Genomic DNA, 24,463 nt, shown 5'->3' with positions numbered 1-24,463 from the left:
CGTCCCGCCGGCCTCCCTACAGAGGCCGCGGAGGCTGCGGTGGATACACCCGCGTGGGCAGCGATGTGGCGAAAGCCGTGCGCGGTCACGCGTCCGGGTCGCGCGCCGTCTCCAGCGCGGCGAAGACCGACGCGTCGATGACGGTGTAGGCGTCCTCCACCCACTGCTCGTGCATGCCCGCCCCCGGCTTGGCGCCGATCATCGTTAGGTCGTTCAGGAGCAGACCCAGCGCCATGTAGATCTTCATCTGCACCGGGTCCACGCCGGCCCGCTTGGCCAGCTGCTGCCACTGGTCGCCGTAACACTCCCGGACGGCCTCGCGCACCTCGTCGTTGGCGCACGCGGCGAAGGCCTGGACCTGGATCAGCACATCGGGATTGTTCTCCAGGTTCGACCGGTACTGGTTGCCCATCGCCACCAGCGCGTTCACACCGGACAGTCCTTCGGCCGCGTCGAGCATCCGGGCCGTCGACTGCGCGAATGAAATGCGCACGCACTCGGTGAACAGTTTCGTCTTGCTGCCGAATAGCCGGAAAACGTACGGCTGCGTCACACCCGCCGCCTTGGCGATCACATCGACAGGGGTACCGAAGAGTCCCGTACGGGAGAACTCCAGCATGGCGATCTCGAGAATCTGAGCTCGTCGCTGCGCTGCTGACATGCGGATTTTTTGCATAGTTCATTGTGTCACATCCGCGCGAAGGGCTCCTCGGCGTGTGGGACACGTCGGTGCCGGCTCCGCGCCCGGCCCGGTGGTGCCGACGGCAGCGGTGGCAGCTTGGATGCTAGCGCTAACTAACCTTCCCCAGGAGAGTCTCAACCCCCTGTCACAGCCGGGTAGTCAGTTGTATGCACCTACTTACTTAAGGGTTGCGGAGAGGGTCGGGCTGGGCTATGGTCGGTGCTGCCGGGGGCAGGCCGTCGCCGCCCGCCGGGGCCTCGCGGCCACGGCAGGGCGTTCCCGGGAGGCGTGAGCTGGGGGATGGAAATGGCCGATGAGCGTGAATGCGCCAAATCCCCGAGCAATTCACCCGCAATTCCGTCTTCCCGTCACCGGACGCGCAAGGCGTCATCATGACTTCCACGGCCCTCAACCCGTTCGTGCGATGCGCAGGGGGAAAAGAACGATGCGACCCACACTTGGCTCGGCAGGTAATAAAACCTCCGACCTCGGGCAGGCGATCTGGGAATTCTGGACGGGATTGTGGAACGGCACCGGCGGGTCCGACCCGGCGGATTTCATCACCGACGACGTGACCGTGCACCTGCCGGTCTTCGGGATGCCGCCCTCGGCGTCGCTGACCACCCGGGACGACGTCACGCGCTGGATCGAGGGTTTCCGGAGCTGCTACCGCCCGGGCGCACGGTTCGCCGCCGAACTCGGCCCCTGGCTCGTCGGGGAGGAGTACGTCGTGGCCCGCTGGCGCTTCACCGGGACATGGCAGGGGGGCGTCCCCGCCACGGCCACCGCACCGCCCGGCACCGAGGTATCCCTCTGCGGTGTCGACATCCTGCGGCTCGAGGACCGGCGCATCGCCGAGTACTGGCTCAGCGACGACCAGCTCGACCTGTACGGCCAGCTCGGCGCGACGATCCCGGCAGGGGCCCGAGTCCGGTGAACGGGACAACGACCTTCACAACCCAAGCACGACAGGAGCCGTCGCATGCCGTCACCGGCTGAGCCGGGCGCCTTCGTGATCGGCAGCGCCGTCGTGCTTCCACCGGCGACGGAGTCCGCCGAGGACGCCGTACGGTCCGGACGCATCACCGAATCGGAGCGCGAGCGGCTGGGCGTGACGCGGGTACACGTCGCCGACGAGCCGGCGCCGTTACTCGCCGCGGCCGCGGCACGCGCCGCGGCCACCAGGGCGGGTGCCGCACCCGACCAGGTCGCGCACCTGCTGCACGCCCACACCTACTACCAGGGGCACGACTTCTGGTCCCCCGCCCATTTCGTCGCACACGAGGCCGGGTTCGATGCGTGCGTCCCGATGTCGATCGGGCAGATGTGCAACGGCGGTGCCGCCGCGCTCGACATCGCCGTCGAGCGGGTCCGCTCCACGGTCCCCGGAGCGCCGGCCCTGAGCGTGGTGACCACGGCGGACACCTTCGGCGGTGACGGCTTCGACCGGTGGGGCAGCGACTACGACACCGTGTACGGCGACGGCGCCACCTGCGTGATCCTGTCCCCGCGGGCCGACCGCACGACCGGGCCCGCCCTCGGCGTACTCGCCCTGGACTCGCGCGCCCGGCCGCAGTTCGAGGCCATGTACCGCGAGGGCGACGCCTTCGGCACCACGCCCCACGCCCTGCGGGCGGCCGTCGACGTGAAGGCCACCAAGCGCGCCTTCTTCCAACGCTCCGGCGGGACCGCCGAGTTCCGCGACGTCGCGGTCAAGACCATCGGCGAACTCGTCGCCGGGGTCATCGACCGGGCCGGTGTCGGCATCGGCGACGTGGCCGCGACGATGCTTCCCCGGCTGAGCCCCAAGGTGCTCGACCTCATGTACTCCGAGGCGATCGATCCCCGGCTCACGCCGACGCTGCACTGCGAGCGCGACACGACCGGCCATCTCGGCGCGGGCGACTTCCTCGCGAACCTGGACCATCTGCGGCGCACCGGCCTCATCGCCGATGGGCAGTACGCCCTCGTCGTCGGAGGCGGCGGCGGTTTCACCTGGTCGGCCGCGCTAGTGCAGAAGCTCGGCCCCGCGACGCCGCGCACCTGACCCCGCGTCCTGCCCCCCACACACACCCGGCCCCCGCACCCGGCCCCCGCACCCCTCTCCACCCCGCACGACCCCCTTGAAAGGACCCACGATGTCTGACCCCGGCGCCCACGACTGGTCGATCCTGGATGTCGATCCGCTGCAGCAGACCGTCACCGATGCCGACGCGTACGTGCGCACCCTCATGCAGTGGCACTTCGGGCCCGAGACGGGGTCGCCGTTCTGGCTGAAGCGCAGGGCCACCCTCGGCTTCGACCCGCTCACCGACGTGAAGTCCGCCGAGGACCTCGCCCTGTTCCCCAACATCGTCGACGAGTTCCGCGACATCGCCGCCGAGGACCTCGTCCCGCGCGGCCTCGGCGAGTCACCGAAGATCGCGGCCGTCTTCGAGAGCGGCGGCACGACGGGCCGGCCCAAGCGGTTCCTCATGTTCGAGGACTGGTTCACCCGTTACCTGGCCTGGGCGGGCCGCAAGGCCGCGTCAGGACTCGGCGGTTCGGGCATCAACCTCCTCGCCACGACACCGTCCGGCCCGCACATGATCGGCGAGGTCACCGTCCGGCAGTCGCACGCCCTGGGCGGCAAGCGGTTCAGCATCGACATCGACCCACGCTGGGTGAAGAAGCTCATCGAGCGCGGCCAGACCGAGGAGTTGCGCGCCTACGTCGACCATCTCGTCGACCAGACCGCCGACATCCTCGCGACCCAGGACATCGGGATGATCCAGACCATCCCGATCCTCCTGACGAAGATCGCCGAGCGCCCCGAACTCGTCGAGCTCGTCCGCTCCAAGGTCAAGCGCATCGCCTGGGGCGGGGCGCACATGGACCCGGACACCCGCGCCATCCTGCGCGAGGAGGTCTTCCCCGGCATCCCGATCGTCGGCGGCTACGGCAGCACGACGATCCTGAGCGTCGCCGTCGAACGCAAGGAGGAGCAGCCCTCGGGCCTCGCGACCTTCGACCCGTTCTCCCCGTACGTGTTCTTCCGGGTCGTCGACCCCGACACGGGCCGGCCCGTCCCCTACGGAGAGCGCGGGCAGATCGTCATGAACCACATCACCAAGTTCGCGCTCATCCCCAACAACCTGGAACGCGACACCGCGATCCGGGTGCCGGCCGAGGACGGCCACATCGGTGACGCGGTCGCCGACGTCGCGCCGGTGCAGACCTTCGAGGGCACGCGCGTCACCGAAGGGGTCTACTGACGATGACCGCCTCCGAAGGCGCCCCCGTGTTCGCCCGTGTCGACGCGATCACCGAAGCGGGCGAGTACCGGGCCCGGGCGGGCAAACCGCTCCGTCTGCCGGACGGCCGGGAGATCGGCGCCCTCAGCGAAGTCCCCCGGCTCTACGTCACCCGCGCGTTCGGCCGGCTGGCCCAGGCTCCGGTGCTGCCCTACGCGACACGGCTGGAGATGCTCGCCAAAGCGGCCGACCTGTTCGAGAACGCCGTGCTCGAGGGGCAGTCGGTCGACGACTACCTCGACCTGGTGAGCCTGTGCGCCGGAGTGCCGCGCGCGATCGCGCACGCCTCGGTCGCCGCCATCGCCCGGACGCTGCGCGCCCTGCCGGACACGCTGGCCCAGGAGATCCCGCGGGGCGCCGTCACCGACCTCGACGACCCCCGGCTCCGGGACGGCGCGGCGTACTGGGCGCGCCGGGGCCGGACCCTCGCGGTCCACGCCTCCGGCAACACCCCGGGCGTGCACAGCCTGTGGCCCAGCGCCTTGGCCCTCGGCTACGCGGTGGCTGTCCGGCCGTCCAGCCGCGAGCCGTTCACCCCGCAACGACTCGTGCGCGCGTTCCGGGAAGCGGGATTCGCCTCGCACGTCGCCCTGCTGCCCACCGACCACGACGTCGCCGACGTCCTCATCGAGCAGGCCGACCGGGCGCTGGTCTACGGCGGGCAGTCCGTCGTGGACAAGTACGCCGCCGATCCGGCCGTGCTCACCCAGGGGCCCGGGCGCTCGAAGACGGTCGTGACCGACGACGTCGACTGGCACGAGCACCTGGACACGATCGCGGCCTCGGTGGCGAACCTCGGCGGCGCCGCCTGCACCTGCACCACCGCGGTGCTCGTCGAGGGCGACCTGGCGACGGCGCACGCGTTCGCCGCCGCCCTCGCCGGCCGGCTCGCCGAGGTCGAGGCCGGCAAGCACCGCACGGAACTGCCCGAGCAGACGGCCCGTCAACTCGCCGACTACGTCGAGCAGGCCGGGAAGGGCACCACCCCCTACGGCCGGGACGACATCGTCGAGACGGTCCGGCCCGGAACGGCGGTGCTGCACCCGGTCGTCCGGGTCGCCGCCGACGCCGAGGCCCCCGTGCTGGGCGTGGAACTGCCCTTCCCCTGCGTCTGGGTCGCGCCGTTCCGCCGGGCCGACGGGATCGCACCGCTGGCCTCCTCACTGGTCGTCGCCGCGATCACCGAGGACATGGAATTCGGCAGGCGGCTGCTCGACGAACCGGGCATCGCCAACGTCTACCTCGGCGCCCACACCACGACCTGGATGAAACCCGGGGTGCCGCACGACGGCTACCTGTCCGAACACCTCATGAGGACCAAGGGCGTCATCCGCTGACCTCGCCGCTCCGGAACACCCCGTCCGTACGCGACCGAAAGAACCTGTCATGAGCGCCGACACGCCTACCACCACCCCCACCGCCCCGGTGGACAAGACGGCCGACCGCCGCCGGGGGATCGTCTTCGCCGTCCTGTGCTGCGGATTCGTGCTGACCAGCCTCGACATGATGATCGTGAACGTCGCCTTCCCGGCGATCGAGCAGGACTTCCCCGGCTACAGCAACGCCGTCCTCAGCTGGACACTGAACGCCTACACGATCCTGTACGCCGCCGCCCTGATCCCCGCCGGCCGGCTGGCCGACCACCTCGGCCGCAAGCAGACGTTCCTCGGCGGGCTGGTGCTCTTCACCCTGGCCAGCGGACTGTGCGCGTTCGCCCCCACCCTGCCGGTACTGATCGCGGCACGGGCCCTCCAGGCGCTCGGTGCCGCCGCCCTCACCCCCACCTCCATGGGCCTGCTGCTGCAGGTGAACCCGCCCGAACTGCAGCAGCGCGCGATCCGCAGCTGGACCGCGGCCGGCGGGATCGCGGCGGCCATGGCACCGGTCGTCGGCGGCCTGCTCGTCCAGTACGACTGGCGGCTGATCTTCCTCATCAACGTGCCCATCGGCGCCCTGGCCGTCGCGGTCGGGCTGCGCGTACTGCCCTCCTCGGCACGGCGCTCCTCGGCACCGAGCCCCGACCTGATCGGCGCCCTGGCCGTCGCGCTCTTCGTCGGCGCCCTCGTCTTCGCGCTCGTCGAGGCACCGGACGCCGGATGGGGCTCGGCGACCACCCTGTCGGCGTTCGCCGGCTCGGCCCTGATGCTCGCCGTCGCCGTGGCCCGGAACCTGCGGCACGCCTCGCCGGTCGTCCCGCGCGAACTGCTCGCGCTGCCGGTCTACGTCCGGACGAACATCGCGGCGTTCATCTACAGCGCGGCCTTCGCGGTGATGCTGCTGTCGGTCGTGCTGTGGACCCAGACCGTGCGCGGCTACTCCGCGATCGAGACCGGTCTGGCCATCGCGCCGGGAACCGTGCTGATGCCGTTCTTCGCCATGCTCACCGGACGGATGGCCCGGAGCATCGGCCTGGCCGGCACCGCGGCGCTGGGCTGCCTCGTCCTCGGCCTGGGCATGGCCTGGTGGACGGTCACCGCCCCGACGGACCTGCCCTACGCGGTGGCGATCATGCCCGGCTCCGTACTCACCTCCATCGGCACGATCGTGGCCATGGCGGCGTTCGCCGGCCGGGTGTCCGCCACCATCCCGGAGTCCTTCTACGCCTCGGGCTCCGCCGTGCACACCATGGCCAAGCAGATGGGCATCGCGATCGGCGTCGCCCTGCTCCTCGTCATCCACGACAGCGCCACCCACCGCGGGACGTCGCCGGTTCCGGCCCTGCGCGAAGCGTGGATCGTCGCCGCCGTCCTCACCGTCGTCGCGGCCGGGATCGCCCTGGCCGGCTCGCGCCGGACGGCCACCACACCCACCGACTAGAAGGACCGTCACATGCTCACGTTGGACACGTCCGTCGCGGACAAGATCTGGGAAAACTGGCTGCGCATGTGGAACGAGAATTCCGACATCGCGCACGACATCATCTCCCCGGCCGGATACGTGCTGCACCTGCCCGATGCGACGGCCACCATCGACCCGTCCACGATCTCGGGCCCCGCGGAGATGTCGAAATGGGTCGCCGGATTCACCGGAAAATTCGAAGGCCTCAGGTACGCGACGGACTTCGGGCCGTTCGTCGACGAGAACGAGCGCCGGTTCGCCTACCGCTGGATCGGCACCGGCAGATGGACCGGCGCCACGGGCTGGCCGCACGACATCCCGGGCCAGGAGGCGATCTTCGTCGGGGTCGACATCTTCCAGGTCGACGAGTCGCTGCAGATCACCGAGTGCTGGTCGCAGGGCGCCGTCACCAGGACGACCTGAGCCCACCCGCAGCCACCCCAGACCCACGAGGAGCATCCCATGGCACCGCATCCAGGCACGGCCGAGCCGATCCTCGGTATCCGGGCAGCGCGCTGCTGGTTCCCGGACAAGACGCGCAGACCCGCCGACGAGGTGCGGATCGGCAACCTCACCCCCGAGCAGGCGGCCCGGCACGGTGACGTCACCCTGCACATCGCCCGCTCGTGGGAGACCGAGTCCGCTCCGGCGATGGCCGTGGCCGCCGGCCGCGCGGCACTGACGGCGTCGGGCGTGCCCGCCGACGGCGTCGGACTGCTGGCCTACGCGTGGACGAACTATCAGGGCAACCCCTTCTTCACCGCCGGGCACTGCGTCGCCGAGGGCCTGGCCCTCCCGCGCTCGTGTGCGCCGGTCGGCATCCAGCAGGCCTGCAACGGTGCGGCGATGGCCTTCTCCCTGGCCGCCGGTCAGCTGCGGATGGACGAGCACTCCCACGCGCTGATCGTCGCGGCGGACCGCTTCGGCGCACCAGCCGTCGACCACTGGCGCAGCCACATCATGCTCGCCTACGGCGACGGCGCGTCGGCCGCCGTCGTCGGACGGCCCGAACCCGGCGACGCCTTCCATCTCCTGGCCGTCGAGCACGTCGCCGCACCGGAGTTGTGGCGCACCCGCGACGACTACGACGGCTTCGGCCCGCAACCGGCGCTGGCACCGCCGTACATCAACGCCATGCCGACCGGGAAGTTCTCCGACGAGGGCGGACGGCCCCGACTGCGCGCGGTGTCCCACGCGTGCATCACCGAGGCCGTGGACACCGCCCTCGACCGTGCCCGGCTCTCGCCCGGCGACCCGCGGATCGCCCGGGTGCTCGCGCCGCGGCTCAGCGACAAGGTGCGCGAGCTGATGATCGGGCCGATCGAGGAGAAGTACAGCGACCGGATCGTCTGCCACTACAGCGCCTCGGGCCACCTCGGCGCGGGCGACTTCCTCGCCAACATCGCCGAGGCCGAGACGGCGGGGGACCTCGACCCGGGCGACGTCGTCCTCGTCCTCGGGGCCGGCGGCGGCTACTCCTACACGTGCGCCGTGCTGCAGGTGCCGCTGGAGCGTGTGGCATGACGCGCCTGGCGATCACCGGGATGGGGTTCACCCTCCCGGGCGGTGTGCGCACCGCGGACGACTTCTGGGGGCGCGTGCGGGCCGGCGCGTCGGCGCTCACGCCCCAGTCGGCCTACCACGACCGCGGTGTGCCGACGGTGATGGCGGGACAGCTCACCCACGACCCGGTGGTCGAAGGGCTCGATCCCGCCCACGCGAGCAAGTACTCGCGCGAGATCCTCGCGGCCCTCGCCAGCATCGACGAGGCGCTCGGCGACGCCGGGGTAGGCGACTTCGATCCGCACCGCGCCGGCGTCATCGCGTCGTCGTCACGCGGCCCGCTGCACTGGTGGGAACGCGACTTCGCCGCCGCGTCCGGGATCGGACGGGTCCTCGGCGGTCTGCCGGGCGCGCCCGCGAGCATCGCGGCCATCCGCACCGGCGTCCAGGGCTACGTCTCCACCGTGTCGTCGGCCTGTGTCGGCGGCACCCACGCCCTGCGGTCCGCGGCGGCGGAACTGCGGTCCGACGAGGCCGACGTCATGATCGTCGTCGGGCACGAGTTCCCACTCACTCCCAACCTGCTGAGGGTGTACACAGACCCGAAGTCACGCGTGCTGAGCCTCGGCACCACGGCGGCGGACTCGATCCGTCCCTACGACGTGAACCGGGACGGCACGGCTCTCGGGGAGGGAGCCGTCGCCCTCGTCCTCGAACGGGAGGCCGACGCGATGGCCCGCGGCGCGCACATCTACGCGTTCGTGCTGGCGACGGGCGTCGCCAACGAGGCGGCCCACCCGACCACCATGGAGCTGTCGGGCGAGAAGACCGCGGCACTCGCCGAGCGGGTCATCAAGAAGTCGAACCTGTCGGTCGGCGACATCGGGTACGTGTGCGGTCACGGCACGGGCACCCGGACCAACGACATCGCCGAGAGCAGGGCGGTCCGGCGCGTCTTCGGCGAGGACACCGATGTGCCGCTGACGTCGGTGAAACCCATCTTCGGACACCTCTTCGGGGCGTCCTCGCTGGTCAATGTCGCCGCCACGGCCTCCATGCTCGACGCGCAGACGATCGCGCCGACGGCCAACAGCGCGCAGGCCGACGCCGAGTGCGGACTCGACTCCGTCTTCGGCGGCGCCCGCGACGCCGACCTGCCGGCCGCGCTGTCGTTCGCGTTCGCGCTGGGCAGCCAGTCCTCGGTGGTGGCCCTGGAGGCGGCGCGATGAGCACACCGCCCGACGGGACCGCCCACCTGGCGACCATCGGCCACGCCTACGCCCAGGAGTCCGAGCGCGCCGGTGAGAGGCTGAGGTCGAGGGTGGCGACGCTGTACGACGTGCCCGCCGGAATGACCTTCGCGCAGTACCGCGAGACCGTCCGGTTCGGCGACGACGTACCGGTGCCGAGTGCACGCGATCTGACCGTCGAGGGTGTGCCCGTTCGCTCCTTCACACCCGACGGCCCCTCGCGCGGCACGTATCTGCACCTGCACGGCGGCGGCTGGTGTCTGGGCAGTCACACGATGCACGACGAGACCCTCCAACGACTCGCCGACCGCACCGCGCTGACGGTGCTCTCCGTCGGCTACCGCATGGCGCCCGAACACCGCTACCCGGCCTGCCTGGACGACGTGCTCGCGGTCGCCCGCGCGGTCGCCGAACGCCCGGGAGCGGGATTCCTGGCCATCGGCGGCGAGTCGGCCGGCGCGCACCTCGCCGCCCTGACGGTGATCGCGATCCCCGAACGCCTCGGACGGCAGCCCTTCTCCGCGGTCTCGCTCAACTACGGCGCCTTCGACCTCACGGCCGGGCTCGATCGCGCACTGGGGCTTCTGATGCCGGGCGCCACAGGCGAGCAGCGCCGGGCCGCCTCGCCCGCGTACGCCGATCTGCGAGGCGTGCCGGCCGCACGCTTCTGCGTCGGCACCGGCGACGCGCTGCTCCCGCAGACCCTGTCGATGGAGGCGCGGTGGCGAGAGCACGCACCGACCGAACTGGATGTCTTCGCCGGGGCGGCGCACGCGTTCACCACCGTGCGTTCGACAGCGGCCCGGGTGGCGAAGGCTCGTGAAGCGGAATTCCTGGTGAGGACGCAGAAATGATCGAACTGAAGAAGCTCGACCTGTGGAACGACATGTGGAACGGGGCGCTCGCCAACGCGGACGAGATCTGCTCCCCGGATTTCACGATCTACTTCGGGCGTGACGCCTCGACGCACGACGGGGACGACATCACCGGACCCGCACAGCTGAAGCCCTTCGTCCGCGCATTCAGACAGTCGTTGGACGACGACCTGGAGTTCACCCTGGTCCGCAGTTTCGTGCAGCCCGGCGCGGACTTCGCCGTGTCGCTGTGGAACCTGCGGGTCGGCCCGGACCGGACGGTCGGCGGAATCGACGTCTTCGAGTTCGACGACGCCGGCCGCATCCGCAAGGTCCACTCCGTGACGGGTCAGCGGGCCATCACCGAGCAGCCTTCCCGCTAGGCCGTCTCGCCGAAAGCCCTACGCCGCCCCCGGGATGCGTGGGGTCAGTCGCCGGTCGTCTTGTCCAGCAGCGCGCCGTACGCGAGCTGCAGTGTGTCCGCCCCGGCCAGGGCGGTGAGCGTGCCCATGGCCGTACGGGTCGCGCGCGGCCAGAGCAACTGGCCGGCGGTCAGCGCCGAGGCGACCCAGACGCTCATGCAGAACGGGCAGGTCACGAGCTCGCCGACGGTGTGCCTGCCCTGCTCGGGCTGAGCCTCCTCGTGCAGCTCGGCGGGTCCCTGCGGCCCGGCGTACCGGGTGAACGGGGCCCGCAGCGGGCTGGTCACCGACGCCTTGGTCAGCAACCGGCTGAGCCGGAACGTGGCCACCGAGGTCAGGAACACGTCCCAGGCCTCGGGCCGCTCCGGCAGCGGGCGCCCGCGGCGTCGTACCGCCGTGGTCCACGCCGCCGTGAACGCCGTGAATCCCGCCATGGCCGCGGTATAGCCGCCCAGCGGCCGGTCGTGCCCTGCCGCGTAGTCCCGGTGGGTGCGCCGGAGCGCTGCCTGCAGCCTGCGTGCGAGCCGGCCGTCAGTGCCTGTCGCCGTGCCCATGGGCGGCCCCCGATCGTGCTCCGTTCCGTCGTCCGGAGGGCTTCCCGTTCCCCGCGTGCTTCCCACCGTCCTGGTGACGCAGGCGCACCTCGACATGGCCGTCGGTGACCCGCGTTTCGAAGGAGGGCTGGGGCGCGGTGGCCGGTCCGCGCACGTTCCAGCCGTCGGAGAGCCGGAAGACGCTGCCGTGCCACGGGCACCGCACACATCCGTCGGCGACGGTGCCCTCGGACAGCGGCCCCGCGAGGTGGCTGCACCGCTCGGCGAGCGCGTGGATCGTCCCACCGGTCTCGCGCACCACCAGCACCGGCACGTCGTCCACGCTGCGCCGCACCGCCTCACCGGCCGGGAAGTCGGCCACGGCCCCGATCCGGTGCCAGCCCTGGGAGACGACGTTCGGGACCTCCTCGGCGTGGTTGGCGCCGGACGCCTGCCGGTAGGCCAGGTGGCCGCCCAGCATGCCGCCGATCCCGACCGCGGTCAGCCCCAGGAAGCCGTACGCCCGGCCCGCCCCCTCGCGCCCCTTGACGCGGCAGGCGAGCGAGGCGGAGTACAGGCCGACGGCCGCCGTGTTGGACAGGGCGTGCACCAGCCCGACGCGCTGCTGCGGGCGGTGCAGCTCCGCCCAGTCCACCCAGCCTGCCAGGGCCGCGGGGGCGGCGGCGCCCAGTCCGACCCCGACCAGCAGCCGCGATGCGCGCGAGCGGTCGGGGCGCAGGTCCAGGACCGCCGCCGACAGCCAGCTCCCGATCGGCACCTGCACCAGCAGCGGATGCACCGGGTGCCCCAGCCACCTGCCGTGCAGCACATCCCGGCCGCGCCCCAGGGGCAGCGCCCGCACGCCCTTGCGGAGCGTCTCTATCACCGCATCGGCCCTGGCCTCCCGCTCCAGGCCGTCGAGCAGCCACAGGACCCGGTTCTGCCGCCTCGGCCGGCGGAATGAGGTTGCGCTCATGCCCGTCGGGTCCCCACCGCCACCGACGGCAAACGGATCCCGGTGCGGCGGCGCTCCCGGCCGGCCGCCCGCCCGGGGAACGTGCGGTCCGGCCCCTCGCGGTCGGCGGACACCTCGGCCGGGGCGCGCGGGTTTTCCGGCGCGGATCCGGCTGTCGCCGTCGGCGGACACACCCGCCTGCGGGCGCCGCGCGCCTTCGGCTGACACCCCCGCCGGTGTGCGGGTGCGCCGCGCGCCGTGTGTGGGCACCCCCGCCGGTGCGGGTGCGCCGCGCGCCCACACCCCCGCCGGTGTGCGGGTGCGCCGCGTTTCCCGGCGGGGCCGGCGGGCACCCGCCGCGCCATGAATCCCGGCCGCGGTCCACTGATCGCCGACAGCTCTCTCGCTCTCCTCGCCAAGGGATACGCGTGGCTGCCCGACCGGAGGCGCCGCACCCCCGCCCCGCTCGTGCGTACCCGGCTCATGGGGCAGCCGGTCGTCGCCCTGCACGGCCCCGAGGCGGTGCGGTTCTTCTACGACGAGCGGCACGTGGAGCGCCGGTCGGCCCTGCCCGGACCGGTGCTGAGCACGCTGTTCGGGCACGGAGCCGTACACACCCTGGACGGGCCGGGCCACCGCGTGCGCAAGGAGATGTTCCTGTCCCTGCTCACCGGGGCGGAGGCGATCGCCGGCCTGGTGGACCGCGTCGCCGCGGAGTGGGACGAGGCGGTGGAGTCCTGGTCCGGCCGCCGGGTCGTGCTGTTCGACGAGACGAGCCGCGTGCTCACCCGGGGCGTGTGCCAGTGGGCCGGACTCGTCGTCGAGGACGTCGGGCCCCTGGCCCGGGACCTGGTCGCCATGGTCGACGGTTTCGCCACGGCGGGCCCGCGACACTGGCGGGCCCGCCGGGCCCGGGCCCGCGGCGAGGCCTGGCTGGGACGTCTGGTCGAGGAGGTGCGCGCGGGGACCGCCACCGCGCCGGCCGGGTCGGTCCTGGAAGGGATCGTCCGGCACCGGGACGCCGAGGGACGGCTCCTCGACCCCCACACGGCCGCGGTCGAACTGCTCAACGTCATCCGCCCGACCGTCGCGGTGTGCTGGTTCGTCGCCTACGCCGGGCACGCGCTGCGCCTCAGGCCGGACCTGCGGGACCGCCTGACCGGCGACGACCCCGCCCATGCCGTGGCCTTCGCCCACGAACTGCGGCGCTTCTACCCCTTCGCGCCCTTCGTCGGGGGCCGGGCCGTCACCGACCTGGAGTGGCGGGGCGAGCCGATCCGGTCCGGCACGCTGATCCTGCTCGACCTCTACGGACAGAACCACGACCCCGCCCTCTGGGACGATCCGTACACCTTCGAACCCCGGCGTTTCCTCGAGCGGCCGCCCGCGGGCGACGACCTGATCCCCCAGGGCGGCGGCGACCGGACCACCGGCCACCGCTGCCCCGGTGAGGACGTCACGATCGCGCTGCTGCGCGCCCTCGTGCCGCGACTGGCCCGCCTGGAGTACGAGGTGCCCGACCAGGACCTGCGCATCCCGCTGAACCGCATGCCCGCCCGAATCCGCAGCGGCTTCGTCATGCACGCCGTCCACGCGCCCGCACCCGCTCCCGCGGCCCGCTGAGGCCGACCGGGAACCCGCACCCGCTCCCGCGGCCCGCTGAGGCCGACCGGGAACCCGCACCCGCTCCCGCGGCCCGCTGAGGCCGACCGGGAACCCGCACCCGCTCCCGCGGCCCGCTGAGGCCGACCGGGAACCCGCACCCGCTCCCGCGGCCCGCTGAGGCCGACCGGGAACCCGCACCCGCTCCCGCGGCCCGCTGAGGCCGACCGGGAACCCGCACCCGCTCCCGCGGCCCGCTGAGGCCGACCGGGAACCCGCACCCGCTCCCGCGGCCCGCTGAGGCCGACCGGGAACCCGCACCCGCTCCCGCGGCCCGCTGAGGCCGACCGGGAACCCGCACCCGCTCCCGCGGCCCGCTGAGGCCGACCGGGAACCCGCACCCGCTCCCGCGGCCCGCTGAGGCCGACCGGGAACCCGCACCCGCTCCCGCGGCCCGCTGAGGCCGACCGGGAACCCGCACCCGCTCCCGCGGCCCGCTGAGGCCGACCGGGAACCCGCACCCGCTCCCGCGGCCCGCTGAGGCCGACCGGGAACCCGCACCCGCTCCCGCGGCCCGCTGAGGCCGACCGGGAACCCGCACCCGCTCCCGCGGCCCGCTGAGGCCGACCGGGAACCCGCACCGCTCCCGCGGCCAGGCCCGCGGCACGCCGAGGCCGACCGGGATGCGCCCGCGGCCAGGGCCGCTGCGTGGCCGTCACGCCTGGTTACTATGGCCCCTTCGGATTCTGCCCCCGTGGAGCCCTGGACCATGCTGAGAGAGGTCACCGCGACCCGCTACGTCGAACCCCTGCGGTCCGGCGGCTCCGTACCCGGCGTCGTCGAGGCGGACGACCTCGGCACGTACGTCGTCAAGTTCACCGGCTCCGCGCAGGGCCGCAAGGCGCTGGTCGCCGAGGTCATCGTGGGGGAACTGGCCCGTGCCCTCGGCCTGCGCTTCCCCGAGCTGGTCCTGGTGCACTTCGACCCGTCGATCGCCGACCACGAGCCGCACCAGGAGGTGCGGGACCTGCACGCGGCGAGCGTGGGCGTCAACCTCGGGATGGACTACCTGCCGGGCGCCCGGGACTTCACCCCGGAGATTGCCCGGGTCTTCCCCGTCGATCCGCTGGAGGCGGGCAGGATCGTCTGGCTCGACGCCCTGACCGTGAACGTCGACCGCACGGTCCACAGTTCCAACCTGATGGTCTGGCCCACCCTCGGCGTCGCACCCCCGCGCCTGTGGCTGATCGACCACGGCGCCGCCCTCGTCTTCCACCACCGCTGGGACGCCACCGACCCCCGCAAGGCCTACGACTTCCGGCACCACGCCCTCGGCCACCACGGCCCCGACGTCCGGGCCGCCGACGCCGAACTGGCGCCCCGGGTCACCGGGGAGCTGCTGCGGCGGATCCTCGCCGAAGTCCCGGACGCCTGGCTCGCGGAGGAGCCGGGCTTCACCACCGCGGACGAGGTGCGCGACGCCTATGTGACGTACCTCCACGCGCGCGCGGAGGCCTCCGCGGCCTGGCTGCCCACCGACTTCCCCAGCCGGGAGGAGCTTGCCGCCGAGGAGGCCCTGCGGGCGGCGAGGAACCAGCAAGGACGCCCCGCGTGGCTCAGGCAGGTGCCCGACCTGCACGGCAAGCCCGCGGCCGAGCAGGATTGGTCGGTGCACCTCGGATGACGGACGTTCAGCGCGTGGAGATCGAAGTGGCGGAGGACTCCCCGGGCGCCTCGCGGCGGGTCGAGATCGAGTACTGCACCCAGTGCCGCTGGCTGCCCCGCGCGGCCTGGCTGGCGCAGGAACTGCTCACGACCTTCGAGGCCGAGCTGACGGAACTGGCCCTGAAACCCGGCACAGGCGGGGTGTTCGTCGTCCGCGTCGGCGACGAGGTCGTCTGGGACCGGCGCGAGCAGGGATTCCCGGAGCCGACGGCCGTGAAGCGCGCCGTACGCGACCGAGTGGCCCCGGGAAAGACCCTGGGCCACTCGGAGCGGTAGCGGCTGTTCAGCCCTTGAGCTGCTCGTACGCCGGGAGCGTCAGGAAGTCGGCGTAGTCCTCGTCGAGGGAGACCGTCAGCAGCAGGTCGTGGGCCTGCTGCCAGTTGCCGGCCGCGAAGGCCTCCTCGCCGATCTCGGCCCGGATGTTCGCGAGTTCCTCGGCGGCGACCTTGCGGGCCAGGTCGGCGGTGACCTGCTCGCCGTTGTCGAGGACGACCTCCGCGTTGATCCACTGCCAGATCTGGGAGCGGGAGATCTCGGCGGTGGCCGCGTCCTCCATCAGGTTGAAGATGGCGACCGCGCCGAGGCCGCGCAGCCAGGCCTCGATGTAACGGATGCCGACCTGCACGGCGTTGACCAGCCCCGCGTAGGTGGGCTTGGCGTCGAGGGAGTCGACGGCGATCAGGTCGGCGGCCTTGACGTCGACGTCCTCGCGCAGCCGGTCCTTCTGGTTGGGCTTGTCGCCGAGGACCTTGTCGAAGGACTCCATGGCGATCGGCACCAGGTCGGGGTGGGCGACCCAGGAGCCGTCGAAGCCGTCGCCGGCCTCGCGGTCCTTGTCGGCCCGGACCTTCTCGAAGGCGACCTCGTTGACCTCGGCGTCCCGGCGGGACGGGATGAACGCCGCCATGCCGCCGATGGCGTGGGCGCCGCGCTTGTGGCAGGTGCGGACGAGGAGTTCGGTGTACGCGCGCATGAACGGGGCGGTCATCGTCACCGCGTTGCGGTCCGGCAGGACGAACTTGGCGCCGCCGTCACGGAAGTTCTTGACGATGGAGAACAGGTAGTCCCAGCGGCCCGCGTTCAGCCCGGAGGCGTGCTCGCGCAGTTCGTAGAGGATCTCCTCCATCTCGTACGCGGCGGTGATCGTCTCGATGAGGACGGTCGCGCGGACCGTGCCCTGCGGGATGCCGCAGTACTCCTGGGCGAAGACGAACACCTCGTTCCACAGGCGGGCCTCCAGGTGGGACTCCGTCTTGGGTAGGTAGAAGTACGGGCCCTTGCCGAGGTCCAGCAGGCGCTGGGCGTTGTGGAAGAAGTACAGGCCGAAGTCGACGAGGGCGCCGGGCACGGGGGTGCCGTCGGCGTCGACGAGGTGACGCTCGTTCAGGTGCCAGCCGCGCGGGCGCATCACGACCGTGGCGAGCTCCTCGTTCGCCTTCAGCGCGTACGACTTGCCGGACCCCGGGTCGGTGAAGTCGATGTTCCGGGTGTAGGCGTCGCGCAGGTTCAGCTGGCCGCCGACCACGTTCTCCCAGGTGGGCGCGGAGGCGTCCTCGAAGTCCGCGAGCCACACCCTGGCGCCCGAGTTGAGGGCGTTGATGGTCATCTTGCGGTCGGTGGGGCCGGTGATCTCGACGCGGCGGTCGTTCAGCGCGTCCGGGGCCGCGGCGACCTTCCAGGAGTCGTCGGCGCGGATCGCGGCGGTCTCCGGAAGGAAGTCGAGGGTGGAGGTGCGGGCGATCTCGGCGCGGCGCTCGGCGCGGCGGGCGAGGAGTTCGTCACGCCGGGGCGTGAACCGCCGGTGCAGCTCGGCCACGAAGGCGAGCGCCGCTTCGGTGAGGACCTCCTCCTGCCGGGGCAGGGGCTCGGCGTCGACGATGGCCAGCGGGGACGGCGCTGGAGCGGACATGAACGGTCACTTCCTTCAGCGAGCTGTGAAGACGAGCCGGCGTGCTCGGCACCGGGTGCCAGTCTTCCCGAATACGGCGTTCCGCGCCCTCGGACCCCTCGGGCGCTTCTGAACAGTGGATACTAGTTTCCTCATGGTGGAAGTTCAATCGTCTGTTGATGTCGAGAATCTCTGGGTCGAGGCAAGGTGGCGCTCCGTGCCACCCCGTTCACTCCAGGTGGGCCAGATCGGCTTCGGTGTCGATGTCGAACGGCCGGGCCACGTCCCCGCACTCGACGAGGGTGATCGCCTGCCGGTGCTCCTTCAGATAGGCGCGTGCCCCCCGGTCCCCGGTGGCGGTCGCGGCGATGCCCGCCCAGTGGGCGGCACCGAACAGCACCGGGTGGCCGCGCGCACCGTCGTACGCGGCGCAGGCGAGCGTCTCCTCACCCTCGTATGCCGCGAGGATCCGGGTCACCGCCTCGGATCCGATGCCGGGCTGGTCCACGAGTGACACCAGGGCGGCCCGGGCGCCCGTGCCGGCGAGCGAGTCGAGCCCGGCGCGCAGGGAACTCCCCATGCCCTGCCCCCAGTCGGGGTTGTCGACCAGGGTGCAGCCCGGCAGCGAGGCCCGTGCGCGCACGTCGTCGGCCTGTGCGCCCAGGACGACGTGGACGGCCGTACAGCCGCCCTCCCGCAGCGCTCGCACCGCGTGCTCCACCAGGGGCCGCCCCCGGTGCGGGAGCAGTGCCTTGGGTCGTCCGCCGAGCCGTCGCCCGCCACCGGCCGCGAGCAGCAGTCCCGCAACCGCCTGTGCCCCGCCCGTCGTCTCCCGTGTCGTCATGGCTCCTGCATACCGCACGCCCCGTACGGGAGTACGACGGCGCGAGGCGCGCGTCGGACAGGCGTGCGCCCTGGGCCAGAAAGTCACTCAGCGAAACAAGTCGATGACGCAATGGACTGGCGCCCGGCCGTCCGCGTCGTTTACTGTCGCCCGCACCGACCGGCCGGGCGCCCGACGGCGGCCCGGTGTGGGGGATTACGTGTCGGACGGACACGCGCACGACGAGGTGTGAGGGGGAGGACTGTGTTGCGGAGCGCCGAGCAGAAGCGGCAGGGGCCTGTGACCGGCGGTGGCGAGGACCCGCGCGTGACGGAGCTGCGCTCCGCCGTGTCCCGGTTGCGCCGCCGACTGGCCGCCCATCCCGGCGAGTTCGCCGACCGGACCATCGCCGAGGAGGAGCTGGCCGCGGTGGCCGCCATGGCCGCCGACGGCATCCCCGAGATCCCCCGCCTGCGCCGTTCCCTCCTGCTCATCGCGGGCGCGATCGGCTCGGTGAGCGCGCTGTCCGCCGAGCTGACGGAGGTCAGGCGGGCAGTGGATCTCTTCGGAGGGCCGGTGCGGGGCCAGGGCTAGGGTGCCCACCGCCGTGGCGCCCGAGTTGCGCGGGCTCGCGCTCAGTGCGCGGGGCCGAGCCGGCGAGCGCGGGGCGGGGGCAGGGGCCGGGGCGCCCGCTGCCCCGGATTCACCCCGTCACGCCGGGCTCTGGCTGGCGAGCGCCTCGGACAGTTCCCCCGCGACCTGCTGGAGCACCGGCACGATCTTGTCCGTCGCCTCCTCCGTGACCCGCCCCGCCGGGCCGGAGATGGAGATGGCCGCGGCGGTGGGGGAGTCGGGTACCGGAACCGCCAGACAGCGCACCCCGATCTCCTGCTCGTTGTCGTCGATGGCGAAGCCCTGGCGGCGTACGTCCTCTAGGGCCGCGAGGAACCCGTCGGGCGTCGTGATCGTCTTCTCGGTCGCGGCGGGCATGCCCGTACGGGAGAGCAGCGCCCGCACCTCCTCGGGCGGGAAACCGGCGAGCAGGGCCTTGCCCACGCCCGTGGAGTGCGGCAGCACCCGCCGGCCGACCTCCGTGAACATGCGCATCGAGTGCTTCGAGGGCACCTGCGCCACGTAGACGATCTCGTCCCCGTCGAGCAGGGCCATGTTCGCCGTCTCGCCGGTCTCCTCGACCAGGCGCGCGAGATACGGCCGTGCCCAGGTGCCCAGCAGCCGGGAGGCCGACTCGCCGAGGCGGATCAGGCGCGGGCCGAGCGCGTACCGCCGGTTGGACTGCTGACGTACGTACCCGCAGGCCACCAGTGTGCGCATCAGGCGGTGGATGGTCGGCAGGGGCAGGCCGCTGCTCGCGGACAGCTCGCTCAGGCCGACCTCGCCGCCCGCGTCCGCCATCCGTTCGAGCAGGTCGAAGGCGCGCTCCAGGGACTGGACGCCGCCGTTGGCGGAGGACCGGGCGGAGTCGGTGGTGCTGGCGCTGGACGTCGGCACGGCGCGTTCCTTTCGGGGCGGGCGGGAAGGGCAGAAGCCTACCCGGCGGTCGGTTGACTCCCCGCTTGTACGTAGCTACGTTCTGCGTGATGGAAGTTTAATTCCGCTTTGTGGAAACGTCCAGGAGTGTTCGGGAAAGGGCGCCGCGGCCAAGTGTGCCCTTGACTGCGCGGGAGAGGGAGTGAAGACTCCTTCAACAGAAAGTTGAATTCCGTTTGGCGGAAGTAAGGGGTTCGGGTGTCCGACGCTGAACTGGTGCTGCGCTCGAGGCGAGTCATCACCCCCGAGGGAACGCGGGCCGCATCCGTCGAGGTGGCCGACGGCACGATCACGGCCGTCCTCCCGTACGACGCGCCCGTACCGGAGAGCGCCCGCCTGGAGGACCTGGGCGACCACGTCCTGCTGCCCGGCCTGGTCGACACGCACGTGCACGTCAACGACCCCGGCCGCGCCGAGTGGGAGGGCTTTTGGACCGCCACCCGGGCCGCGGCCGCCGGTGGCATCACCACCCTCGTCGACATGCCCCTCAACTCCCTCCCGCCCACCACGACCGTCCCGCACCTGCGGACCAAGCAGCAGGTCGCCGCCGACAAGGCGCACATCGACGTCGGTTTCTGGGGCGGCGCCCTGCCCGACAACGTCAAGGAGCTCCGGCCGCTGCACGAGGCCGGCGTGTTCGGCTTCAAGGCGTTCCTCTCGCCGTCCGGCGTGGACGAGTTCCCGCACCTGGAGCAGGGCCCCCTTGCCCGCACCATGGCGGAGATCGCGGCCTTCGACGGCCTGCTCATCGTGCACGCCGAGGACCCCCACCTGCTCGCCTCCGCGCCGCAGCAGCCGGGCCCGAAGTACGCCGACTTCCTCGCCTCCCGCCCCCGGGACGCCGAGGACAGCGCCATCGCCCAGCTCATCCGCGAGGCGAAGGCCCTCGACGCGCGCGTGCACGTCCTGCACCTGTCCTCCAGCGACGCCCTGCCGATGATCGCCGAGGCGCGGGCGGACGGCGTCCGCATCACCGTGGAGACCTGTCCCCACTACCTGACCCTCACCGCCGAGGAAGTCCCCGACGGCGCCAGCGAGTTCAAGTGCTGCCCGCCCATCCGCGAGGCCGCCAACCAGGACCTGCTCTGGCAGGCGCTCGCCGACGGCACCATCGACTGTGTGGTCACCGACCACTCCCCGTCCACGGCCGACCTGAAGACCGACGACTTCGCGACGGCCTGGGGCGGCATCTCCGGACTCCAGCTGAGCCTGGCCGCGGTGTGGACCGAGGCCCGCAGGCGCGGGCACGGCCTGGAGGACGTGGTGCGCTGGATGTCCGCGCGCACCTCCGCACTGGTCGGGCTCGACGGCCGCAAGGGCGCCATCGCGGTGGGCCGTGACGCCGACTTCGCCGTCCTCGCCCCCGACGAGACCTTCACCGTCGATCCGGTGGCCCTCCAGCACCGCAACCGCGTCACGGCGTACGCGGGCAGGACGCTGCACGGCGTCGTGAAGTCGACCTGGCTGCGCGGCCAGCGCATCGTCGCGGACGGCGAGTTCACCGAACCGAAGGGGCGGCTCCTCACCCGGGCCCACTGAATCCCATACCGGACCTCGAAAGGCAGATCTGATCACCGTGACGGCGATTCCCAGCTTCACCGGCGACGCGAACCCCTACGGAGGCGGCGACCCGTACGCGGACTACCGCACCGCCGACTTCCCCTTCACCTCGTACGCCGACCTCGCCGACCGGCGCCTCGGGGCCGGTGTCATCGCCGCCAACGACGAGTTCTTCGCCCAGCGCGAGAACCTGCTGGTGCCCGAGCCCGCCGAGTTCGACCCCGAGCACTTCGGGCACAAGGGCAAGATCATGGACGGCTGGGAGACCCGCCGCCGCCGGGGTGCCTCCGCCGACCACCCCTGGCCGACCGACGAGGACCACGACTGGGCGCTGGTCCGTCTCGGCGCCCCCGGCGTGATCCGGGGGATCGTCGTCGACACCGCCCACTTCCGCGGCAACTACCCGCAGGCGGTGTCCGTCGAGGGCACCTGCGTACCGGGCTTTCCGTCGCCCGGGGAACTCCTCGGGGACGACGTGAAGTGGACGACCCTCGTCCCGCGCACCGCGGTCGGCGGCCACGCGGCGAACGGCTTCGCCGTCGACGTCGAGCAGTGCTTCACGCACCTGAGGATCAACCAGCACCCCGACGGCGGCATCGCCCGCCTGCGCGTCCACGGCGAGGTCGTCCCCGACCCCGCCTGGCTGGAGGCGCTGGGCACCTTCGACGTCGTCGCCCTGGAGAACGGCGGCCGGGCCGAGGACGCCTCCAACCTCTTCTACTCGCCCGCCTCCAACACCATCCAGCCGGGCCGCTCCCGCAAGATGGACGACGGCTGGGAGACCCGCCGCCGCCGCGACCGGGGCCACGACTGGATCCGCTACCGGCTGGCCGCCCAGGCCCAGGTCCGCGCCCTGGAGATCGACACCGCCTACCTCAAGGGCAACAGCGCCGGCTGGGCGTCGGTGTCGGTGAAGGACGGCGAGGACGGCGACTGGCAGGAGATCCTGCCCCGCACCCGCCTCCAGCCCGACACCAACCACCGCTTCGTCCTCCCGTCCCCGGCGGTCGGCACGCACGCACGCGTGGACATCTTCCCGGACGGCGGCATCTCCAGGCTCCGCCTGTTCGGCTCCCTGACGCAGGAGGGCACGAGCCGACTGGCGGCCCGCCACCAGGAGCTGGGCGGCTGACCCGGTCCTGACGCGTGGGGGCGCACCGGCCGGACAGCGCCGGTGCGCCCCGCGTCCCTCACGCCGCGTGGCCCCCGTCCACCGAGATCTCCGCGCCGGTCACATACGTCGCCCCCGCCAGATGGGCGACCATCGACGCCACCTCGTCCGCCGTCCCGAACCGCCCCAGCGCCGTCAACGCCGCCTGCCCGGCCGCGTACGGCCCGTCCGCCGGGTTCATGTCGGTGTCGATCGGGCCGGGAAGAACGAGGTTGGCGGTGATCCCGCGCGCGCCCAGCTCCCGGGCCAGCGCCTTCGTCAGCCCGGCCAGGGCCGCCTTGCTCGTCGTGTAGAGCGTCCCGCCGGGCCCCGGCACCCGCTCGGCCATGCAACTGCCGATCGTGATGATCCGCCCGCCGTCGGGCATCCGCGCGGCGGCCGCCTGGGACGCCAGGAAGACACCCCGTACGTTGATGTGGAGGACCCGGTCCACCTCGGCGAGCGACAGGGTCTCCAGCGGCCCGAGCACCCCCACGCCCGCGTTGTTCACCAGGATGTCGAACCCGCCCAGCGCCTGCGCCGCCGCGTCCACCACCCCGGCCGCCTCATCGGCCTGCGCCGCGTCCGCGCGCAGCGCGACCGCCCGGCGCCCGAGCGCCTCCACCTCCCGGACGACGTCCTGCGCCGCCTCCTTGCCGTTCACATACCCGACGGCCACGTCCGCGCCCTCCCGGGCCAGCCGCACCGCCGTAGCCGCGCCGATTCCACGGCTCCCGCCGGTCACGAGAGCCACCTTGCCGTCCAGAATCCCCTGAGAAGTCATGGGTCCATCCCAGCGGCGGCCCGGCACCGGCGCTGGCGGCGAACGGACGTCGAGGTCCGCCCGGCACACTGCGGCCTTCCTCTGCACACTGCGGCTTTCCCCGGCACGCTGCGGTTTCCCGGCGCGCTGCGGGTTCCCCGGCCCGGAGCACATCCGGAACCTTTCCCTCCGGCTCTTCCGTTCTCCCGTCGTGACACTTCAGCAAGAGATCGTCGGCAACGCCATGCAGATGGCGGTCGTCAGCCTGCAGCCCGGTCAGACGGTGTACTGCGAGGCCGGAAAGTTCCTGTTCAAGACCACGAACGTGACCATGGAGACCCGCCTGGGCGGCCCGTCGGGCGGCGGCGGGCAGCCGCAGCCCGGCGGCAGCGGCTCCGGCGGCATGGGCGGGCTGCTGCGTCAGGCCATGGGCACGGCCATGCAGGCGGGCCAGCGCGTCCTGGCGGGTGAGTCGCTGGCCTTCCAGTACTTCACCACCCGGGGCGGCGAGGGCACCGTCGGCTTCGCGGGCGTGCTCCCCGGTGAGATGCGCGCACTGGAGCTGGACGGCACGCGCGCGTGGTTCGCGGAGAAGGACGCCTTCGTGGCCGCCGAGTCCACCGTCGACTTCGGCATCGCCTTCCAGGGAGGCCGTACCGGCAGAAGCGGCGGTGAGGGCTTCGTGCTGGAGAAGTTCACCGGGCGCGGCACGGTGATCATCGCCGGCGCGGGGAACTTCATCGACCTGAACCCGGCCGACTTCGGCGGCCGTATCGAGGTCGACACCGGTTGCGTCGTCGCCTTCGAGGAGGGCATCCAGTACGGCGTCCAGCGCGTCGGCGGCCTCAACCGCCAGGGTCTGATGAACGCCGTCTTCGGCGGCGAGGGCCTGTCCCTGGCCACCCTGGAGGGCAACGGCCGCGTCATCCTGCAGTCCCTCACCATCGAGAGCCTCGCCAACGCCCTGCGGAAGGCCCAGGGCGGCGACAAGCAGGGCCCGACGGGCGGGCTGTTCTCCACGAACGCCCAGTGAGCGGGCGTACGGCCCAGCGATGAGTCGCGGGTGCCGACGGG

The 24,463-nt window shown here is 72.4% G+C and carries 24 protein-coding genes; 17 read left to right on the top strand and 7 right to left on the bottom strand.

Annotated elements, in window-relative coordinates; genetic code table 11:
• Positions 1-85: 85 nt before the first annotated feature.
• Entirely contained in the window at positions 86-661 is a 576-nt protein-coding gene (locus FDO69_RS02740) for a TetR/AcrR family transcriptional regulator (RefSeq protein WP_159030585.1), read from the bottom strand.
• A gap of 466 nt (positions 662-1,127) precedes the next feature.
• On the opposite strand from FDO69_RS02740, the gene FDO69_RS02735 reads away from it, so the two are divergent.
• The 10 genes from FDO69_RS02735 to FDO69_RS02690 all read left to right on the top strand — a co-directional run bounded on the left by FDO69_RS02735 (position 1,128) and on the right by FDO69_RS02690 (position 10,803).
• Complete coding sequence (locus tag FDO69_RS02735; RefSeq protein ID WP_159030584.1) at positions 1,128-1,619, top strand: ester cyclase; 492 nt, start codon at positions 1,128-1,130, stop codon at positions 1,617-1,619.
• A gap of 45 nt (positions 1,620-1,664) precedes the next feature.
• Entirely contained in the window at positions 1,665-2,729 is a 1,065-nt protein-coding gene (locus tag FDO69_RS02730) for a 3-oxoacyl-[acyl-carrier-protein] synthase III C-terminal domain-containing protein (protein ID WP_104777978.1), read from the top strand.
• Between the two features lie 91 nt (positions 2,730-2,820).
• Positions 2,821-3,936 carry an AMP-binding protein gene (locus FDO69_RS02725; RefSeq protein ID WP_104777977.1) on the top strand — a complete coding sequence of 372 codons (1,116 nt, stop codon included), beginning with the start codon at positions 2,821-2,823 and terminating at the stop codon, positions 3,934-3,936.
• 2 nt (positions 3,937-3,938) lie between these two features.
• Positions 3,939-5,312: an aldehyde dehydrogenase family protein gene (locus FDO69_RS02720; protein ID WP_104777976.1), complete on the top strand. Its 1,374-nt coding sequence runs from the start codon at positions 3,939-3,941 to the stop codon at positions 5,310-5,312.
• Between the two features lie 49 nt (positions 5,313-5,361).
• A complete protein-coding gene (locus tag FDO69_RS02715) occupies positions 5,362-6,792 on the top strand; it encodes an MFS transporter (protein ID WP_104777975.1) in 1,431 nt (476 codons plus the stop codon).
• A gap of 12 nt (positions 6,793-6,804) precedes the next feature.
• Positions 6,805-7,236 (top strand): hypothetical protein, encoded by a 432-nt coding sequence (locus tag FDO69_RS02710; protein WP_104777974.1) that lies wholly within the window; start codon positions 6,805-6,807, stop codon positions 7,234-7,236.
• A 39-nt stretch (positions 7,237-7,275) separates the two neighbouring features.
• Positions 7,276-8,337 carry a ketoacyl-ACP synthase III family protein gene (locus FDO69_RS02705; protein ID WP_104777973.1) on the top strand — a complete coding sequence of 354 codons (1,062 nt, stop codon included), beginning with the start codon at positions 7,276-7,278 and terminating at the stop codon, positions 8,335-8,337.
• Entirely contained in the window at positions 8,334-9,545 is a 1,212-nt protein-coding gene (locus FDO69_RS02700; RefSeq protein WP_104777972.1) for a beta-ketoacyl-[acyl-carrier-protein] synthase family protein, read from the top strand. The genes FDO69_RS02705 and FDO69_RS02700 overlap by 4 nt, the downstream gene beginning before the upstream one ends.
• On the top strand, positions 9,542-10,420 hold the full coding sequence (locus FDO69_RS02695) for an alpha/beta hydrolase (RefSeq protein ID WP_104777971.1): 879 nt from the start codon (positions 9,542-9,544) through the stop codon (positions 10,418-10,420). Before FDO69_RS02700 ends, FDO69_RS02695 begins: the two co-directional genes overlap by 4 nt.
• Positions 10,417-10,803: a nuclear transport factor 2 family protein gene (locus tag FDO69_RS02690; protein WP_104777970.1), complete on the top strand. Its 387-nt coding sequence runs from the start codon at positions 10,417-10,419 to the stop codon at positions 10,801-10,803. Before FDO69_RS02695 ends, FDO69_RS02690 begins: the two co-directional genes overlap by 4 nt.
• A gap of 44 nt (positions 10,804-10,847) precedes the next feature.
• On the opposite strand, the gene FDO69_RS02685 is transcribed toward FDO69_RS02690, so the two are convergent.
• Both FDO69_RS02685 and FDO69_RS02680 read right to left on the bottom strand, forming a co-directional pair.
• The gene (locus FDO69_RS02685; RefSeq protein WP_104777969.1) at positions 10,848-11,396 is read right to left on the bottom strand and encodes a DUF1360 domain-containing protein; all 549 of its coding nucleotides are present in this window, start codon (positions 11,394-11,396) and stop codon (positions 10,848-10,850) included.
• The gene (locus FDO69_RS02680) at positions 11,374-12,351 is read right to left on the bottom strand and encodes a Rieske (2Fe-2S) protein (protein WP_104777968.1); all 978 of its coding nucleotides are present in this window, start codon (positions 12,349-12,351) and stop codon (positions 11,374-11,376) included. The genes FDO69_RS02685 and FDO69_RS02680 overlap by 23 nt, the downstream gene beginning before the upstream one ends.
• Positions 12,352-12,693: 342 nt before the next feature.
• On the opposite strand from FDO69_RS02680, the gene FDO69_RS02675 reads away from it, so the two are divergent.
• The 3 genes from FDO69_RS02675 (at position 12,694) to FDO69_RS02665 (ending at position 15,933) form a co-directional block, all read left to right on the top strand.
• Positions 12,694-13,953 carry a cytochrome P450 gene (locus FDO69_RS02675; RefSeq protein ID WP_170320827.1) on the top strand — a complete coding sequence of 420 codons (1,260 nt, stop codon included), beginning with the start codon at positions 12,694-12,696 and terminating at the stop codon, positions 13,951-13,953.
• Between the two features lie 748 nt (positions 13,954-14,701).
• Positions 14,702-15,616: a HipA family kinase gene (locus tag FDO69_RS02670; RefSeq protein WP_104777967.1), complete on the top strand. Its 915-nt coding sequence runs from the start codon at positions 14,702-14,704 to the stop codon at positions 15,614-15,616.
• The gene (locus tag FDO69_RS02665) at positions 15,613-15,933 is read left to right on the top strand and encodes an Rdx family protein (protein WP_104777966.1); all 321 of its coding nucleotides are present in this window, start codon (positions 15,613-15,615) and stop codon (positions 15,931-15,933) included. The genes FDO69_RS02670 and FDO69_RS02665 overlap by 4 nt, the downstream gene beginning before the upstream one ends.
• A gap of 7 nt (positions 15,934-15,940) precedes the next feature.
• Here FDO69_RS02665 and aceB read toward each other — a convergent pair whose 3' ends face one another.
• Positions 15,941-17,566 (bottom strand): malate synthase A, encoded by a 1,626-nt coding sequence (aceB, locus tag FDO69_RS02660; RefSeq protein ID WP_104777965.1) that lies wholly within the window; start codon positions 17,564-17,566, stop codon positions 15,941-15,943.
• Between the two features lie 208 nt (positions 17,567-17,774).
• A complete protein-coding gene (locus FDO69_RS02655) occupies positions 17,775-18,389 on the bottom strand; it encodes a nucleotidyltransferase family protein (protein ID WP_104777964.1) in 615 nt (204 codons plus the stop codon).
• A gap of 243 nt (positions 18,390-18,632) precedes the next feature.
• On the opposite strand from FDO69_RS02655, the gene FDO69_RS02650 reads away from it, so the two are divergent.
• Positions 18,633-18,962 (top strand): DUF5955 family protein, encoded by a 330-nt coding sequence (locus FDO69_RS02650; RefSeq protein WP_104777963.1) that lies wholly within the window; start codon positions 18,633-18,635, stop codon positions 18,960-18,962.
• Positions 18,963-19,079: 117 nt separating this feature from the next.
• Here FDO69_RS02650 and FDO69_RS02645 read toward each other — a convergent pair whose 3' ends face one another.
• Positions 19,080-19,877 carry an IclR family transcriptional regulator gene (locus FDO69_RS02645; protein WP_104777962.1) on the bottom strand — a complete coding sequence of 266 codons (798 nt, stop codon included), beginning with the start codon at positions 19,875-19,877 and terminating at the stop codon, positions 19,080-19,082.
• Positions 19,878-20,114: 237 nt separating this feature from the next.
• Between FDO69_RS02645 and allB the strand changes: the two genes are divergently transcribed.
• Both allB and alc read left to right on the top strand, forming a co-directional pair.
• Positions 20,115-21,455: an allantoinase AllB gene (gene allB, locus FDO69_RS02640; RefSeq protein ID WP_104777961.1), complete on the top strand. Its 1,341-nt coding sequence runs from the start codon at positions 20,115-20,117 to the stop codon at positions 21,453-21,455.
• A gap of 37 nt (positions 21,456-21,492) precedes the next feature.
• A complete protein-coding gene (gene alc, locus FDO69_RS02635) occupies positions 21,493-22,608 on the top strand; it encodes an allantoicase (protein ID WP_104777960.1) in 1,116 nt (371 codons plus the stop codon).
• 58 nt (positions 22,609-22,666) lie between these two features.
• On the opposite strand, the gene FDO69_RS02630 is transcribed toward alc, so the two are convergent.
• Positions 22,667-23,410 carry an SDR family oxidoreductase gene (locus FDO69_RS02630; protein WP_104777959.1) on the bottom strand — a complete coding sequence of 248 codons (744 nt, stop codon included), beginning with the start codon at positions 23,408-23,410 and terminating at the stop codon, positions 22,667-22,669.
• A gap of 190 nt (positions 23,411-23,600) precedes the next feature.
• On the opposite strand from FDO69_RS02630, the gene FDO69_RS02625 reads away from it, so the two are divergent.
• Entirely contained in the window at positions 23,601-24,422 is an 822-nt protein-coding gene (locus FDO69_RS02625; RefSeq protein ID WP_104777958.1) for an AIM24 family protein, read from the top strand.
• Positions 24,423-24,463: the final 41 nt, after the last annotated feature.

Source organism: Streptomyces tibetensis, assembly GCF_007655005.1.
Lineage (GTDB): Bacteria > Actinomycetota > Actinomycetes > Streptomycetales > Streptomycetaceae > Streptomyces > Streptomyces tibetensis.
Note: the sequence above shows the minus strand (reverse complement) of the source record. Positions and strands in the feature narration are given on the sequence as shown.